This is a genomic window from Mycetohabitans sp. B3 (assembly GCF_021498065.1).
Lineage (GTDB): Bacteria > Pseudomonadota > Gammaproteobacteria > Burkholderiales > Burkholderiaceae > Mycetohabitans.
In genome coordinates this window covers 85,049-99,925 of sequence record NZ_JAHLKN010000036.1, presented here as the reverse complement: position 1 = coordinate 99,925, position 14,877 = coordinate 85,049, and the positions used below count along the sequence as shown (strand labels likewise).

Below are 14,877 nucleotides of genomic sequence, written 5' to 3'. Positions count from 1 at the left end.
AAAAAATCATTGGATTAAGTTGTGCCGCTTGCCTGATAAGTGTCGCGGGTAAAAATGATCTTTAATAAAAATTTTAAGCAGGTCGAGTTTGCATCTAGCTTTCCGATAAATCAATCTATAACACTTGCGCAGAATATTTAAATGGGGCGCGGCTGGCGGACGACTAAATGTTCATTGATTCAATACGTTAGCCGATGCCCGTAAAATAATTGAGTAGTGGTAGGTGGGGCGGGGCACAGCTTCCGATATTTTCTATTGGAGGAGTGTGTTCCGTTCGACGTAAAATCTTGTATCACGATATTGATTTGTAAATCCCCTTTTGTTGGAGAAATTAAATGCCGAACGACTGCGTTGCTCCAACTGTCGCCGTCATAATTCCGTTTTACAATGGTTCGAAATGGATCGAGCGTGCGCTTGTGAGTGTTACCGAACAAACCGTATTGGCCAACGAAGTTTTTGTTGTGAATGACGGCTCTCGTGTTGATGAACAAGCGGCGCTATATGAGTTATCCAAGAAATATCATTTTTGTATCATTGACAAGCCTAACGGTGGCCAGGGTTCGGCGCGCAATGCTGGCGTAGAAGCTGCTAGCTCTGAATATATTTGTTTCCTTGATCAAGATGATTTTTATCTTCATGACCATATCGAAGTATTGGTACATGCAATTCCGAGAAAGGATCGTCGCTTCGGTTTTGTCTATGGCGATGCAATAGAAGCCGATGGCAACGGAAATATTGTACGCACGGCCATGATCAAGGAGCATAATCCAGTCCATCCAAAGCGCGCAATCTTTGAACTGCTGCGGCAGGATATGTTTGTCTTGCCTTCAGCGTCACTTATTAGTCGTAAAGCGTTTCTTTCGGTCGGCGGCTTTGACTCACGCTTAACCGGCTATGAAGATGATGACTTATTTCTGCGCATTTTCCGTAAAGGTTATACAAATTATTTCGTCGATCGTCCTGTGTATGTTTGGTGCATCCATTCGGAAAGTACCTCCTATACAATCCGCATGAGTCGTAGCCGCTTCCTCTACTTTCAAAAGCTTGCTGAAACCTTTGGCGACGAAGAGGGTAAGCAGCGATTCTATTTCCGCGATTGTTTAGTCCCTCGATTCGGTAAAATTTTTATTGTCGATGCATTCAATGCAGTGATAAAACGTAGCGAATATCGGCATGAAGTTGATTCGATTTTGAGAAAGTACGCGTCGATGGTCTACGTTAATCCCCATATCGGTATCAAACACAAAGTAAAGTTATGGATGATGACATTTTTTCTGACTTCCTGCCCGCCTAGCTTCGTTTCTGCAATAAGCATTATTGCAAAGCTTCCTGCCATTCGGCGCCTGTTGATATAGTGCAATAAATTTTGTCTAAGCTTGTTTCATGTTATGGGTGCGGCCTTGTGTCAAAAATAATGGCCTTGTTTCCTGATGGGGGTAATTTAAAAGGCTGTGGTGTTTGGAGATATAAATTTTTGTGATATGCTCTTGAAAAGCGGTGTTTATCGTGGGGCGATTTAAACTTAAATTTTGTGGATTTTCATGCTGATTTCCGTTTCAATTGTCACCTATCGTCAGTCGTCGCATGTGCTGCGGAATACGCTTACGAGCCTAGGTGCTGCGTTGAGACGATTGGAAGGTTTGGGCGTGTCGGGGCGTCAGCCTTACGCTATGCTGACACTGGTGGATAATGGTACAGACTTACGCGGTTCAGACTATACATCCGCTCTTGAAAATTCCAATGCAGAAGTTTTGGTATTTTCTGGCCACGGTAATGTAGGTTATGGGCGAGGACATAACCTTGTTATAAATGGCGCAAGATCGCGTTTTCACTTGATATTGAACCCAGACGTTGAAATTGATGAAGATGCGCTTTGGAATGCAATTGATTTCCTCGACAAGCATGCCGATGTCGGTCTTATAACGCCGTTGATCTTTGGTGGCAACGGTATACAGCAGTACCTCTGCCGCCGATATCCCGCCGTTACTGATTTGCTATTGCGTGGCTTTACTCCTATATCTCTTAAAAGGTGGTTTGATCATCGTCTTGCTAACTATGAGATGCGAGAAGTTATTAACGACCACGACGTCGTTTGGGATCCACCGATCGTAAGTGGTTGCTTCATGCTATTCCGAACTGACATTCTCAAGAGACTTCGCGGTTTCGATCCACGCTATTTCTTGTACTTTGAGGATTACGATTTGAGCCTGCGTACTCACGCTGTTGCGCGGATCGCATACGTGCCGTCCGTGCGCATCGTGCATCACGGCGGCGGAGCGTCTCGTAAAGGCGTTAAGCACATCGGCATGTTTGCCCAATCAGCGTTTAAATTCTACCGCCGCTTTGGCTGGAAGTGGGTATGACTGGTTTCGTTGTCACAGGAGCGAATGGATTCATTGGCCGGCGGTTGTGTCAAGCGTTGCTCGGGCTCGGTGGTCAGGTCACCGGAGTGGCTCGTCATGGTCAGTCTGCTTGCGAAGGCATACATAACTGGTTGAGTGTAGGAAACGATTTTGAGGGGCTGGAACGTATTTGGCCGCGTCTCCTCCGCAGCGACTGCGTAATCCATCTCGCTGCCCGCGTTCATATTATGCGCGATGAGGCTGCGGACTCGCTTGCCGCGTATCGCGCGACGAATGTCGATGGCACAGTTCGCGTTGCAGAAGCGGCGCGCGCCGCAGGGGCGCGCCGCTTTGTCTTCGTCAGCAGCGTCAAGGCAGCGGGTGAAACGGATGGCGGTAGCCCGTTAAAGGAAACGGTCACTCCTGCGCCGGTTGATCCCTATGGCTTGTCAAAGCTGGAGGCAGAACGGGCGCTTACCACGTTCGGACGCAGCACCGGGATGGAAATTGTCATTGTGCGCCCGCCGCTAGTGTATGGACCAGGTGTGCGCGCCAATTTTTTGCAATTAATGACAGCGATTGACCGCGGGATTCCATTGCCACTTGGTTCCGTCGACGCGCGCCGCAGCATGGTCTTCTTAGATAACCTTGTAGACGCATTGGTGCGTTGTGCACTCCACCCATCTGCCGCAGGCGAAACGTTTCATGTGAGCGATGGCTTGGATTTGACGGTGGCAGAATTGGTGCGGATGCTTTCACGGCAGTTGAATGTACCCGCGCGGCTTATTCCGGTTCCGGTGCTAATGCTGCGGATTGCGGGCCGACTTACTGGCCGCTCAGAAGCGGTTGAGCGTCTAGTCAACGACTTGCGACTCGATATATCGCATATCAGCAAAGTTTTAGGATGGCGTGTTCCATACTCCATTGAAGAAGGTTTGCTGAAAACCGCTATATGGTATCGAGCAGCCCACTGAAACGAATGTCTCCTGTGCAAGTTTTGAATCTCCCCCCTTTAGAGGCGTGTGTGCTGCTCGCCGTGGCCGGGCTGGTCGCTGTTACTGCCATCTTGGCTTACCTGCTCCAAACCGGCCTTGCGTGGCGTCTTGCCACAGACGTGCCGAACGACCGCTCGCTACATATACGGCCAACGCCACGCGTCGGGGGATGGGGTATCGTTCCTGTCGTGGTGGTACTTATCTGGGTGAGCGCACCAGAGCTGTGGATGCCGGCCGCAGCGGCCGGTTTGCTGGCGGCGCTGTCACAGATTGATGACCGGCGCGGCTTACCTGCTCGGATGCGTTTTACTGGTCATCTGGTTGCGGTGGTGTCGTTAGTGCTTGCCTATCGGACGCCTGTCCCCTGGTGGGAGCTGGCGCTCATCGCATTCTTGCTGTTGTGGCTAATCAATCTCTACAACTTTATGGACGGTGCAGATGGTCTAGCGGGAGGTATGGCGTTATTTGGATTTGGCGGCTATGCATACGCAGCGCTTTCCGTCAACCATCCGGACGTGCAACTTGCTGTCGCGAGTGCAGTGATCTCCGGTGCTGCAGCCGGTTTTCTGCTTTTCAATTTCCATCCGGCCCGGGTCTTCCTTGGCGATGCCGGATCGATCCCGCTGGGGTTTCTTGCTGGAGCGCTGGGCTATTGGGGATGGAGAGGCGGAGTCTGGCCTGTGTGGTTTCCGGCGCTGACATTCGCACCCTTCATTGGCGATGCTTCTGTGACGCTGCTGAAGCGGTTGTGGCGTGGCGAGCGATTTTGGCACGCCCACAGAGAGCATTACTATCAACGGATGGTGCGTTCGGGGTTGGGACATGCGACTACGGCGCTAATTTGGTATTGGGTGATAGTGGCTGGCATAATGCTTGCCATTGTCGCTTTGCGGTTTACCCCACTCTATCAGTGGATGGCAGTGTTCAGCTGGGTGCTGGTGCTCGTGGCGATGGGTTATTGGGTTGACCGGCGTTGGCGCAGCTATGTAGCCAGGTCTACTTTTCCTAAAGGTCTTGACGCCAATGATCAAACTTAAAGCCTCATGGCTTTCGACCAGTGCTTTTGCATTTGATTTATGCTCGGTTGCGCTGGCCTGGGCATGCGCCTACATCATTCGGTTTAATGGAGCGGTTCCGGACGATTTCCGCACCGGCGCGTTGCATGCACTGGTTTGGGTGCTGCCACTGTATGGCGCCATGTTTCGACTGCTTGGCCTATATCGCGGCATGTGGGTGTTCGCGAGCTTGCCGGATCTTGTGCGGATCGCCAAAGCGATCTGTTTCGGCGCCGTGCTGGTGATGATTGCGTCCGTGATGATCCAGCCGATTCCTATCATTCCCCGATCTGTGTTGGCTGTCTCGCCGATGTTGCTTTTTCTGGGAATGGGCGGCGCTCGTGCGATCTATCGTGCAACAAAGGAATTTTATCTATACGGTGGGCTGGTCGGTCAAGGCAAACCAGTTTTCGTATTGGGAGCTGGCAATGCGGCAACAAGTATTGTCCGTGAGCTAAAACGGTCGGGAGAGTGGCGGCTGGTTGGCTTGCTGGATGATGATCCTGTGAAGCACGGGCGGGAGCTTTACGGCTATCCAGTGCTTGGACCTCTATCCGAACTGAAGCGGTTTGCCACTGAACTGAAGGTTGGGCACGTTATCATTGCCATTCCGTCTGCGTCGGTCGACGTGCATCGACGTATCGCGACCGCGTGCGTGAGGGCAGGAGTCCAAGCCTTTGTTTTGCCAAAACTGACTGCACTGACTCAAGGTCAGTCGCCGCTGTCCAGAGTCCGCCAAATTGATTTGGAAGACCTGCTGGGACGCGATCCGGTGTCGATCGATACCGCACATGTTGAAGCGTTATTGAAGGGCCAAGTGGTGATGGTGACTGGGGCTGGCGGATCAATTGGGTCAGAATTGTGTCGGCAGATCCTGCGCTTCGGTCCCGCTCAACTGATTGCTTTTGACTTGTCCGAATACGCGATATACCGACTCAGCGAAGAGTTGCACGACCATTACCCAGACGTGTCGATCAAACCGGTAATCGGCGACGCCAAAGATTCTTTGCTGTTAGATCAGGTTATGGCCAGGTACGCGCCTCATATCGTTTTTCACGCCGCTGCATACAAGCATGTTCCGCTGATGGAGCAGCTTAACGCATGGCAAGCAATACGCAATAACGTGCTCGGCACGTATCGCGTTGCCAGTGCCGCGATCCGGCACAAGGTGTGCCGTTTCGTGCTGATATCAACCGACAAAGCCGTTAATCCAACCAACGTAATGGGGGCTAGCAAGCGGATGGCGGAAATGGTCTGCCAGGTATTGCAGCAGAGCACGCATGTAACCAAGCTTGAGACAGTGCGCTTTGGCAACGTGCTGGGCAGCACGGGCAGCGTGATACCGAAGTTTCAGGAACAGATCGCGCGTGGCGGACCGGTGACTGTCACGCATCCGGGCATTACCCGCTTTTTCATGACGATTCCCGAAGCGTCGCAATTGGTGTTGCAAGCGTCGAGCATGGGTCAAGGCGGGGAGATCTTCCTGCTTGACATGGGCCAGCCGGTACGTATCGCCGACTTGGCGCGTGACCTGATTCGTTTGTATGGCTTCAGTGAAGAGCAGATCAAGATTGTTTTCACAGGTTTGCGGCCCGGGGAAAAACTTTATGAGGAGCTGCTGGCCGATGAGGAAACGACGATTCGCACGCCCCACCCAAAGCTGCGTATTGCCAAGGCGCGTGAGGTGCAGGCGAATTTGCTGGATGCGTTACTGCCGTGGCTGATGCAACATCGTGTGCCGTCCGATGACGAGGTGCGTCAGGATTTGCGCCGCTGGGTACCCGAATATCGCCCGATGCTGCGCGCCCAGTTGAGTAGCCTACCACCCTCCTCAACCAGTGAAGTCTCTAGCATAGCGTGACCCTGGACGTGGTCCATTAGCGGTGGGTTTAACGTTGCTTGTGCAACAATACATTGCACCATTGGTACATTAGCGCGCCGTCCCAATTCCGGTTTGGTACCGGATGCAAATTCGTCTGTCCGCATCGCCAGTTTCCCTTATCGTCCTGGGCGTCCAAATCGATGCCAGCGAATATGCGATGGATTACATTACCCTTGCCTCGATACTGCACCGAGCGTATTTATGCGCCGGTTAACCGGGCGCGCTGCTCGGCACCGTTACTTGAATCGTTGCCAAATACGTAAATTTCGGCTTGCGGCAACGCGTGCCGAAGTCGCGTACAACGGCGTCGATCGCTGCGACCTCGTGTAGCAGGGCACTACCACTGCGACCTACCCATCCCCAAGTTGTTGCCCGATAAGGAAAAAGGCCCGGGAGGTGCATACCTGGTGCACGTAGGATGTAGGTTGTATGTTGGACGGTCAGTTCAAAAGTGCGCGATTATAAGGCTTGTCCGTCCGACTACGCCAACGCGCCTACTTGGCTCAGTATCTTGAGCTGCTCCTACGTAACACTGACTATCGCTATAGTACTAGCCTCTCGCTCGTCGTCACTTGCCTGGCCAATTCTCTCTTCCGACTAGCGATCGTCGCTAGCAGGGTGGCCGACGTCAATGCAAAGAACGCTGCGTTCATCACGATCGGCAGCATGTCGATCGTCAACCCGAAAATGATCGTGCTGCCAACTAAGGACAGTCCGAGATAGGCGGCGGTGGAAATCGTCGTGTCGTCGTGCTTTCGCTCGCTCCAGAACGATCGAAACGTCCCGGCGTAGAGTAGGATCAGCGATATCGTACCGGCCGCTCCTACTTCCGCCAGCATCGAGAAGAATTCATTATGCGCATGTTCGTTGGCAATGATGCGTGGCATCTTGCCGCGATCGGCCAGCGCGATTAGCGCGGGTTCCAGACGGCCCTTGCCGACACCGAGCACCGGATGCTCGGCGAACAGCTGCAGCGAAGCTCGCCACAGCTCGAGCCGTTGCCCCGTCGAAGTCATCACTTCACCCTGCTCGAATTTATGCAGGTCGGTGCCGATCGCGTCGATCCGTTCACGTACCATCGACGTCGTGCTGGCCCCCGCTAAACAGCCAATCAGCACGGCGCTGAGCACGATACGCGCGCGTGTCGACGATACCCAGTGCCGCCCGCTCACGGTCGTCCAGATCAACCACGGCAGCGCAATCCACCCACCACGCGAGCCGGAAAGGTACGACGCCAGGCAGCCTGCCAGCAGTGCCAGGATCTTGAGGGCCAATTCCACGCCACCCACATGTTTACCCCGCTCTATTGACGCGAGCGCGAGGAATCCGAGCAGCAGCGCCGTGTTGCCAAACGGAATCGGGTTCGTGAAAGGATTGCCAAGGCGCCTGGGGTCATGCCACGCGCCGGGATTAACCTGTACGTATAGCACCCACATACCGGTGAGCAGCGCGCCGGCCACGAACCCCCATTTGACCTGGCGCAGCCAGTGCGACGGCAACGACGCAAGGAAAAGGAAGCTCGGGATAACGAGCACGAGCCGCAACATCGGATCGAGCGCGGCGAGCCGACCTTCGCGCAGCACCAGCACCTGGAAAGCAATGACCACCGGCAAGGTGGACATGCCGATGGCATAGAGCCGATGCGTGCGCAGCACTGCCAGCGCGCGGCGGCGATTGTCCGCCACGGCCAGATGGGCCAGTGCCAGCGCGAGAACGACAAAGAAACAGTAGCCTGTTCCTCCTTTCATCGACAGCATCAACGTTGGTGAAAGAATAATAGCGGCTGCGGCGATCCCTGTGACAAAACGGTTTGGGTACATTGATACGGAGGCTGTGGGTGGTTCTTCGGCACAGCGCACTGGCGATGGCACCCTCAGTGAAGCATGCCCCGGCACTTTGCGCGCCGGCGCTCATTATAGCTGTCGCCCCCTGCACCGATCGGCAATCTTGGCCAACCCTCGGATTATTTCCCGATATATGTGTCAAATCGTTTGCAACCTGGCGCGGGCCGCGCTGCACGCCAGGCGCGGCAGACGCTATTGTTGAGTGACGCCACAGTATTGCGCCGGCAATTCGACGCGCAAATGCACGCCGTTGATCGGCGCCGAGAAGGCATGCGCGCTGAGGATCACGTCGATGGTGGCCGCGCCAGCACACGGCGTGTCTGCTTGCTCGAAGCCCGCCCCGTCGGCTCGGGCCCCTGTTCACGCTGATGTAGCCGCCATGTCGTTATACGGTATAACGAGTACGGATCGACGTGGACCCGGTACTCGACGCGTGGATGTGTGAGGCTGTACTTGACCGTGTTGCTCAGCAAATTGATCAACGCGCGCGTCATCAGTGAGCCATCGGCACGGACTTGGCAGGGCGCAGCTGAATCGGCGTGCGATGCTTCGCCATGCGCTGGCTCCGTGATGTCCGTATCGCCTGTGCCGTCGCCCGTGTACGTCGGCTCCGCCGTAGCCGCAATGGAGGGAGGTCGATGTGCTTGGCGCTGACCAGCGGCCATATGCCGTGCCGTGTCGATCGTCGGCGACGGGCGCGCGCCGTTGCCACGAAGAGCGCAGTGCCGCGCGACGGGAGCGTGACCGCGGTACGACGCTGACCACGCCGAACCGGGCGGCGTTGATCGAGGCCGTTGGCCGCTGGCTGGCAATGGCGGCCGCCACCCCGCCACAAATCAACGCGGACGCTTGCGGAACACGAGCCAGCGGGGGGCCTTGAAGCGCACGATGCTCACGTACAGCCACACATAAGTTGCCACGAACAGCACGACAAAACAGAACAGGTGGACGGTGTGCCGCCAGAACAACGTTGCCGGGATCACGGCGATCAGGCAGAGCAACCACAGGTATGGCGAGGTCAGCGAATTGCGCCGGGTTAGCTCTCGTGCGGTGCGTGCGCCGACCACCCAGCGCATCAGTCGCTTGTAGACGAGCATATGCAAATGCACGCCGTCTGGAATGCCAGGTGACATGCCGCGCACGAATCGCTTACGGTAGATTGAAAAACAGACCTCGAAGATCGGATACATGAACAGCAGCAGCGGATACCAAGCGGAAACGTCGCGGTTGCGCATCACGAGCAGAATGGCCAACTCCGCCAGCATGAAGCCGATGAAATACGCACCGCCGTCTCCCAGAAAGATCAGTCCGGCCGGAAAGTTCCACAAAAAGAAGCCAATGATTGCCCCCATCATGACCAGCGAGCCAGACAGCACGATCGGGTCATGGACTTGGAATGCGACATACGCGAGTGAGGCGAACATCATGAAGCCGACCATCGACGCGAGTCCGTTGAAGCCGTCGATAATATTGATCGCATTGGCCAACCCGGCGACCGCGAGCACCGAGATCACCGCCGATACCCACGGATACGCGAGCGCGAAATCCAGCCATGGCACGCTGATACGGGTAATGGCCGCGTCGAGCAGCCAATACGCGAGTGCCGCGGCGACCATCGTCGCGACGAGCCGCGTAAAGGGACTCACGCGCCTGGTCAAGTCCTCGATCAGCCCGGAGGCGAACGCGGGCAAGCCGCAGGCGGCCAGCAGCAAAATGCCATCGGCTACCGATGGATACGCGCCGCGCAACTGCATGGCGCCGCCCACCAGCCCGAGCAGGATGCCAATGCCACCGATGCGCGGCACGGGCCGAACATGGAATTTTTGTACGCCCCCCAGATCGGTATCGGTCGACAGGCGCTGGTGCGTGTTCGCGTAACGGACGATGGCGAGCGTGACCAGCAGCGAAATCAAGAAGGCAATGGCGAAGCTGAGCATGGGTGCCGCATCTCCTCGCAGGGCTTAGGCGTAGCCGTTCGGATTGTTGACCTGCCAGCGCCAATGATCCGCGCACATCCTTTCGATGCCATGCTCGGCACGCCAGCCGATGACCCGCTCGGCCGCCGTCGGATCCGCGTAGCAGGACGCGACGTCGCCGGGACGGCGCGCGACAATTTCGTACGGGACTTTGCGACCGCTGACCTGCTCGAAGGCACGCACCACGTCCAGCACGCTGTAGCCCTTGCCGGTGCCCAAGTTCACGGTAAAGCTGCGGCTCTGCGCGAACAGTGTATCAAGTGCGGCAAGGTGTCCGCGCGCGAGGTCGACGACATGAATGTAATCGCGCACGCCGGTGCCGTCCGGCGTGTCATAGTCTCCACCGAAGACTCGCAGACGCGGCAGCTTGCCCACGGCCACCTGCGCAACGAATGGCATCAGGTTGTTCGGGATGCCATTCGGGTCTTCGCCGATCAGCCCGCTCTCGTGTGCGCCCACCGGATTGAAATAGCGCAGCATGGCGACCTTCCAGCCAGCATCGGCGTGCGCCAGGTCGCGCAGGATTTGCTCGGCCATTAGCTTCGTTTGGCCGTAAGGGTTAGTCGCGGACAACGGGAATGACTCGTCGATCGGCACGCTTTGTGGGACGCCGTACACGGTGGCGGACGAACTGAATACGATGTGCTTGACATCATGCTCATTCATCACGCGCAGCAGCGCCAGCAGGCTGTCCAGGTTGTTCGCATAGTACTCCATCGGTTTTTGCACTGATTCACCTACTGCCTTGAGCGCGGCAAAGTGAATCGCGGCGCGGATCGGGCGGTGTTCGAACACTTGCCGAAGCGCGCGGTCATCGCGCGAGTCGGCTTGGTGGAACTGGATCGTCTTGCCGGTGATCTGCTCGACGCGGCGCACCGCGTCGACTTTGCTGTTGACCAGATTGTCGATTACCACGACATCGTAGCCCGCGTTGAGCAACGCCACGCAGGTATGCGAGCCGATAAAGCCCGCACCGCCGGTGACCAGGATCGTGCCTTGATTCGTCATCGTTGTCCTCATGTTTGACGGGCACGCGCACGGAACAGTGCGCGCTTGATGGATTGCAACACCGGGTACGGCGTTACGCAATGCAGCAGGTGCTTGCCTAGACCGAGCCACCAATAGGGATTGAACGCCTCAAAGTAGGCAAGCTGCAGTCGCAGCGTCGAGACGATCTGCGTGCGTCGCTTTGTAGCACTGATGCTGCCTTCGTTCAGTTCGTAAACCAACCCGACTTCGGGCAGGTTCGCGCAGTCATGCGTGCGCATCAACCGTAGGAACAGGTCCAAATCCTCGGCCGCGCGGTACGCCGCGCGATAGTTGCCGGCCTGCCGGACCGCGTCCACGCGCAACATCATTGCCGGATGGATCAATGCGGTGCGCGCAAAGCGTTGCCGCCGTATGTCGGCCGGCTTGCTTGGCGGGGCCAACGTAAACAGCGGCGCGCCGTTGCGCGTGGCGACCTGTGCCCACATGCCGACCGCGGCCACGCGCGGATGCGCATCCAAATAGGCGGCTTGCTTCGCCAGCCGGCGTGCACAGGCAAGATCGCCAGCGTCGATACGGGCCGCGTAGCGCACCGAGCGTGCCGCCAGCGTATCGATGCCAGCGGCCAGCGCGCGTTCGATCCCACCATTGCGCGCCAGGCGTAGGATTTCGACCGACAGGCCATCGATAGCGGGCGCGGTGATCGGCGGCGTGCTGCCGTCGTCGACGATCAGCACGTGCACCGGCGCTGGCTCTTTAAATGAGCGAAGCGTGCGCTCCAGGTCGGCCTGACAATTGTAGGCGGGGATCAGCACGCTCACGCTCGCGAGCGCGTCGTGATCAACATCGTTCATGGCTTGAGCTTGAGCCGGATATAGTAGAAATTCACCGCAGCCGCTGTGATGTAGCCTGCGGCCAAGCCGCCTAGCGCGCCGCGTGCACCGAATGCCGGGATCAATACGAAGTCCAGCGCGAGCGCGACGACCAGTGCCAACACCCATTTGGCTAGCAAGACGAATTTGGCCTGGTATTTGAGCACGACCAGATTGCTGATCGCCTCGATGCCGGCCGGCACCGACAGCCAGACCGCCACGCGCAGGATTTGTGCAGCGCCGTCGAAACCAGGTCCGAACACGATCCGCACGACCAGGTCCGCCGTTAGATCCAGCAGCAGCGCGCCGGCGCTCATCAGCGCTGCTGCCATCCACAGCAGCTGCCCCATATTGCGTCGCAGCTGCGATACGTCGGCGACACGATAGACGAACGCCGGTGCAAGCGTTTGCGCAAGCATCAGCGCGAGCGCGATCCAGTTCTCGTTCAATTGCTGTGCGGCTGCATAGCGGCCCAGGTCGGCAAATGACACGTAGCGCTCCAGCACCAGCCGGTCCAGCTTCAGGAACAAGTACATGCAGACGAGTCCGAGCCAGAAAACCGTTCCGGCGCGGCCGAACGTGTGCAGCAACGTGCGCTCCACACGCCAATCCAAACGTCCGTGGCGCGCGCGGTAATAGACGAGCAGCACGGCGGCGACGATCGCCGCCTCCATCGCCCACAGCCATGCAAAGCTGGCCGCCGACGTGGCGGCGTGCACCAGCAGCCAGACGCCGCCGGCTTTGGCTAGCGCGGTGACGGTGCTCGTGATCAACTGTGGTTTGGCATAGGTGATGCTTTGCAGCCACGAATTGATCACGCCGATGAGTGGCTCGCGGAACAGCAGCGTCACGGCTAGCGCGGCCAGTATCGCGCCGACGGTCGGCTCAGTCAGCCCAGCAGCGATGCCGGCCCACGTCAGCGCGAGCGCGAGTGCCGATATTGCAAAGCGCAGCGCGAACGCGCTGCCGAGGATCGTGCCCAGGCGCTGCTCGCCGTCGTGCACGATCATGGGGACTAGGATCTCCGCGCCGCATACCCAGGTCAGCGGCGCCAGCACGAGCAGTAGCGTGTTGGCATACTGCCACTTGCCGAACAACTCCGCACCGAAGTAGCGGGCGAGTAGGCCGCTGATTAGGATCGCGGCCCCAATTTGTGTGAGCCGCTCCAGGCCAAGCCAACAGAGGTTAGCGACCGCACGGACGACATCCGGATTGTTCTTGATTCGGTTTAGCATGCGCCGGCGGGGCGAAAAGTACGCGTCCTGACGTGGTATGGACGGCCATTTCGGCGATCATGGCCTTTAACCACGTTAAAATGACCAGACAAAGGGGTCTGAGTAAGCTGCAATTATAGATTGGATCCGGTCCCGAACCGGCGACCCGTGAGCGGCACTGCGAACAGACGGCGTAGGTTTGTTGCGCCACGCTTTGGCGGCCCCTCGAATTTTCGTTTCCAACAGGCACTCACTCATGATTTCTCAATCGATTTTCAAGGCTTACGACATTCGCGGTGTCATTGGCAAGACGCTCGATGCCGATGTGGCACGGCAGATCGGCCGCGCGTTCGGCAGCGAAGTGCGTGCGCAAGGTGGCGATGCGGTGGTGATCGGTCACGACGGGCGCTTGTCGGGCCCGCAATTGTCCGCCGCGCTGGCCGATGGCCTGCGCGCGGCGGGCGTGGACGTGATCGATATTGGCCTGGTGCCGACGCCACTCGGCTATTTTGCGGCCAGCGTGCCGCTCGCGGGGCGGCAGGTGGATTCGTGCATCGTTGTCACGGGCAGCCATAATCCACCGGACTACAACGGCTTCAAGATGGTGTTGCGCGGCGCCGCGATCTACGGCGAGCAGATTCAGGCATTGTATAAGCGCATCGTCGACAGCAATTTCGCCACGGGTGCCGGCAGCTACAGCGAACATGACGTGCGCGATGCCTACGTCGAGCGGATCGTGTCCGACATCAAGCCGGCTCGGCCGCTGAAGATCGTCGTCGATGCAGGCAATGGCGTGGCGGGATCACTTGCGCCGAGGCTGTTCAAGGCACTCGGATGCGAACTGGTCGAGCTGTTCTGCGACGTGGACGGCCATTTCCCGAACCACCATCCGGACCCGGCTCATCCCGAAAACTTGCAGGATGTGATTCGTGCGCTGAAGGAGACTGACGCGGAGATCGGCTTTGCGTTCGACGGTGACGGCGATCGGCTCGGCGTCGTGACCAGGGACGGCCAGATCATCTATCCGGACCGGCAATTGATGTTGTTTGCGCAAGAGGTGCTGTCGCGCAACCCGGGCGGGCAGATTATCTATGACGTGAAGTGCACACGCAATCTGGCCAAGTGGGTACGCGAGCAGGGCGGCGAGCCAGTGATGTGGAAGACCGGCCACTCGCTGGTGAAGGCGAAGCTGCGCGAAACCGGCGCGCCGCTTGCCGGCGAGATGAGCGGACACGTATTTTTCAAGGACCGCTGGTACGGTTTCGACGACGGTCTCTATACTGGTGCACGGCTGCTGGAAATTCTGTCGCGCGTGGCTGACCCGAGTCAGTTGCTCAATAGCTTGCCGAACTCGATCTCGACGCCCGAATTGCAGCTCAAACTCAACGAGGGCGAGAACTTCGAGCTGATTGGCCAACTGCAAAAGCATGCGACGTTCGACGGCGCCGACGACGTGATCACGATTGACGGCTTGCGCGTGGAGTATTCGGACGGCTTTGGGCTCGCACGCTCATCTAATACCACGCCTGTGGTCGTGATGCGCTTCGAGGCTGACAATGATGTCGCGCTCAAGCGGATCCAGGAGGACTTTAGGCGCGTGATCCTCGCGCAGAAGCCGGACGCAAAACTCCCATTCTAGGCGGTCCGGCACACCGCGGCCGTCGGGTCGCGCGACCCGTCTATCGGCGCCGCGTGGGGCCAGCCTACCGA

General features: G+C 57.6%; 12 protein-coding genes. 6 read left to right on the top strand and 6 right to left on the bottom strand.

What is annotated here, in order from left to right:
- Positions 1–335 precede the first annotated feature (335 nt).
- The 5 genes from KQH55_RS11365 to KQH55_RS11345 all read left to right on the top strand — a co-directional run bounded on the left by KQH55_RS11365 (position 336) and on the right by KQH55_RS11345 (position 6,253).
- Positions 336–1,355 (top strand): glycosyltransferase family 2 protein, encoded by a 1,020-nt coding sequence (locus tag KQH55_RS11365; protein WP_076786196.1) that lies wholly within the window; start codon positions 336–338, stop codon positions 1,353–1,355.
- Between the two features lie 186 nt (positions 1,356–1,541).
- Positions 1,542–2,363: a glycosyltransferase family 2 protein gene (locus KQH55_RS11360; RefSeq protein ID WP_076786197.1), complete on the top strand. Its 822-nt coding sequence runs from the start codon at positions 1,542–1,544 to the stop codon at positions 2,361–2,363.
- Positions 2,360–3,316 (top strand): NAD-dependent epimerase/dehydratase family protein, encoded by a 957-nt coding sequence (locus KQH55_RS11355; protein ID WP_076786198.1) that lies wholly within the window; start codon positions 2,360–2,362, stop codon positions 3,314–3,316. Before KQH55_RS11360 ends, KQH55_RS11355 begins: the two co-directional genes overlap by 4 nt.
- A 5-nt stretch (positions 3,317–3,321) precedes the next feature.
- On the top strand, positions 3,322–4,374 hold the full coding sequence (locus KQH55_RS11350) for a glycosyltransferase family 4 protein (RefSeq protein WP_235090974.1): 1,053 nt from the start codon (positions 3,322–3,324) through the stop codon (positions 4,372–4,374).
- Positions 4,361–6,253, top strand: coding sequence for a nucleoside-diphosphate sugar epimerase/dehydratase (locus tag KQH55_RS11345; protein WP_235090972.1), 1,893 nt, complete (start codon positions 4,361–4,363; stop codon positions 6,251–6,253). Before KQH55_RS11350 ends, KQH55_RS11345 begins: the two co-directional genes overlap by 14 nt.
- A gap of 563 nt (positions 6,254–6,816) precedes the next feature.
- Here KQH55_RS11345 and KQH55_RS11340 read toward each other — a convergent pair.
- The 6 genes from KQH55_RS11340 to KQH55_RS11315 all read right to left on the bottom strand — a co-directional run bounded on the left by KQH55_RS11340 (position 6,817) and on the right by KQH55_RS11315 (position 13,188).
- A complete protein-coding gene (locus tag KQH55_RS11340) occupies positions 6,817–8,031 on the bottom strand; it encodes an O-antigen ligase (RefSeq protein ID WP_235090970.1) in 1,215 nt (404 codons plus the stop codon).
- A 371-nt stretch (positions 8,032–8,402) separates the two neighbouring features.
- Positions 8,403–8,783, bottom strand: coding sequence for a hypothetical protein (locus tag KQH55_RS11335; protein WP_235091013.1), 381 nt, complete (start codon positions 8,781–8,783; stop codon positions 8,403–8,405).
- A gap of 171 nt (positions 8,784–8,954) precedes the next feature.
- Entirely contained in the window at positions 8,955–10,055 is a 1,101-nt protein-coding gene (locus KQH55_RS11330; RefSeq protein ID WP_076786204.1) for a glycosyltransferase, read from the bottom strand.
- A 24-nt stretch (positions 10,056–10,079) separates the two neighbouring features.
- The gene (galE, locus tag KQH55_RS11325; protein WP_076786205.1) at positions 10,080–11,102 is read right to left on the bottom strand and encodes a UDP-glucose 4-epimerase GalE; all 1,023 of its coding nucleotides are present in this window, start codon (positions 11,100–11,102) and stop codon (positions 10,080–10,082) included.
- An 8-nt stretch (positions 11,103–11,110) separates the two neighbouring features.
- Positions 11,111–11,935, bottom strand: coding sequence for a glycosyltransferase (locus KQH55_RS11320; protein WP_076786206.1), 825 nt, complete (start codon positions 11,933–11,935; stop codon positions 11,111–11,113).
- On the bottom strand, positions 11,932–13,188 hold the full coding sequence (locus KQH55_RS11315; protein ID WP_076786207.1) for an oligosaccharide flippase family protein: 1,257 nt from the start codon (positions 13,186–13,188) through the stop codon (positions 11,932–11,934). The genes KQH55_RS11320 and KQH55_RS11315 overlap by 4 nt, the downstream gene beginning before the upstream one ends.
- 235 nt (positions 13,189–13,423) lie before the next feature.
- On the opposite strand from KQH55_RS11315, the gene KQH55_RS11310 reads away from it, so the two are divergent.
- On the top strand, positions 13,424–14,806 hold the full coding sequence (locus KQH55_RS11310; RefSeq protein ID WP_076796085.1) for a phosphomannomutase/phosphoglucomutase: 1,383 nt from the start codon (positions 13,424–13,426) through the stop codon (positions 14,804–14,806).
- Positions 14,807–14,877: the final 71 nt, after the last annotated feature.

Excerpts from the sequence above, each read along its gene's own strand:
- KQH55_RS11365 (WP_076786196.1), top strand. The coding sequence starts at position 336 with ATGCCGAACGACTGCGTTGCTCCAACTGTCGCCGTCATAATTCCGTTT.
- KQH55_RS11360 (WP_076786197.1), top strand. The coding sequence starts at position 1,542 with ATGCTGATTTCCGTTTCAATTGTCACCTATCGTCAGTCGTCGCATGTG.
- KQH55_RS11355 (WP_076786198.1), top strand. The coding sequence starts at position 2,360 with ATGACTGGTTTCGTTGTCACAGGAGCGAATGGATTCATTGGCCGGCGG.
- KQH55_RS11350 (WP_235090974.1), top strand. The coding sequence starts at position 3,322 with ATGTCTCCTGTGCAAGTTTTGAATCTCCCCCCTTTAGAGGCGTGTGTG.
- KQH55_RS11345 (WP_235090972.1), top strand. The coding sequence starts at position 4,361 with ATGATCAAACTTAAAGCCTCATGGCTTTCGACCAGTGCTTTTGCATTT.
- KQH55_RS11340 (WP_235090970.1), bottom strand. The coding sequence starts at position 8,031 with ATGCTGTCGATGAAAGGAGGAACAGGCTACTGTTTCTTTGTCGTTCTC.
- KQH55_RS11335 (WP_235091013.1), bottom strand. The coding sequence starts at position 8,783 with ATGGCCGCTGGTCAGCGCCAAGCACATCGACCTCCCTCCATTGCGGCT.
- KQH55_RS11330 (WP_076786204.1), bottom strand. The coding sequence starts at position 10,055 with ATGCTCAGCTTCGCCATTGCCTTCTTGATTTCGCTGCTGGTCACGCTC.
- galE (WP_076786205.1), bottom strand. The coding sequence starts at position 11,102 with ATGACGAATCAAGGCACGATCCTGGTCACCGGCGGTGCGGGCTTTATC.
- KQH55_RS11320 (WP_076786206.1), bottom strand. The coding sequence starts at position 11,935 with ATGAACGATGTTGATCACGACGCGCTCGCGAGCGTGAGCGTGCTGATC.
- KQH55_RS11315 (WP_076786207.1), bottom strand. The coding sequence starts at position 13,188 with ATGCTAAACCGAATCAAGAACAATCCGGATGTCGTCCGTGCGGTCGCT.
- KQH55_RS11310 (WP_076796085.1), top strand. The coding sequence starts at position 13,424 with ATGATTTCTCAATCGATTTTCAAGGCTTACGACATTCGCGGTGTCATT.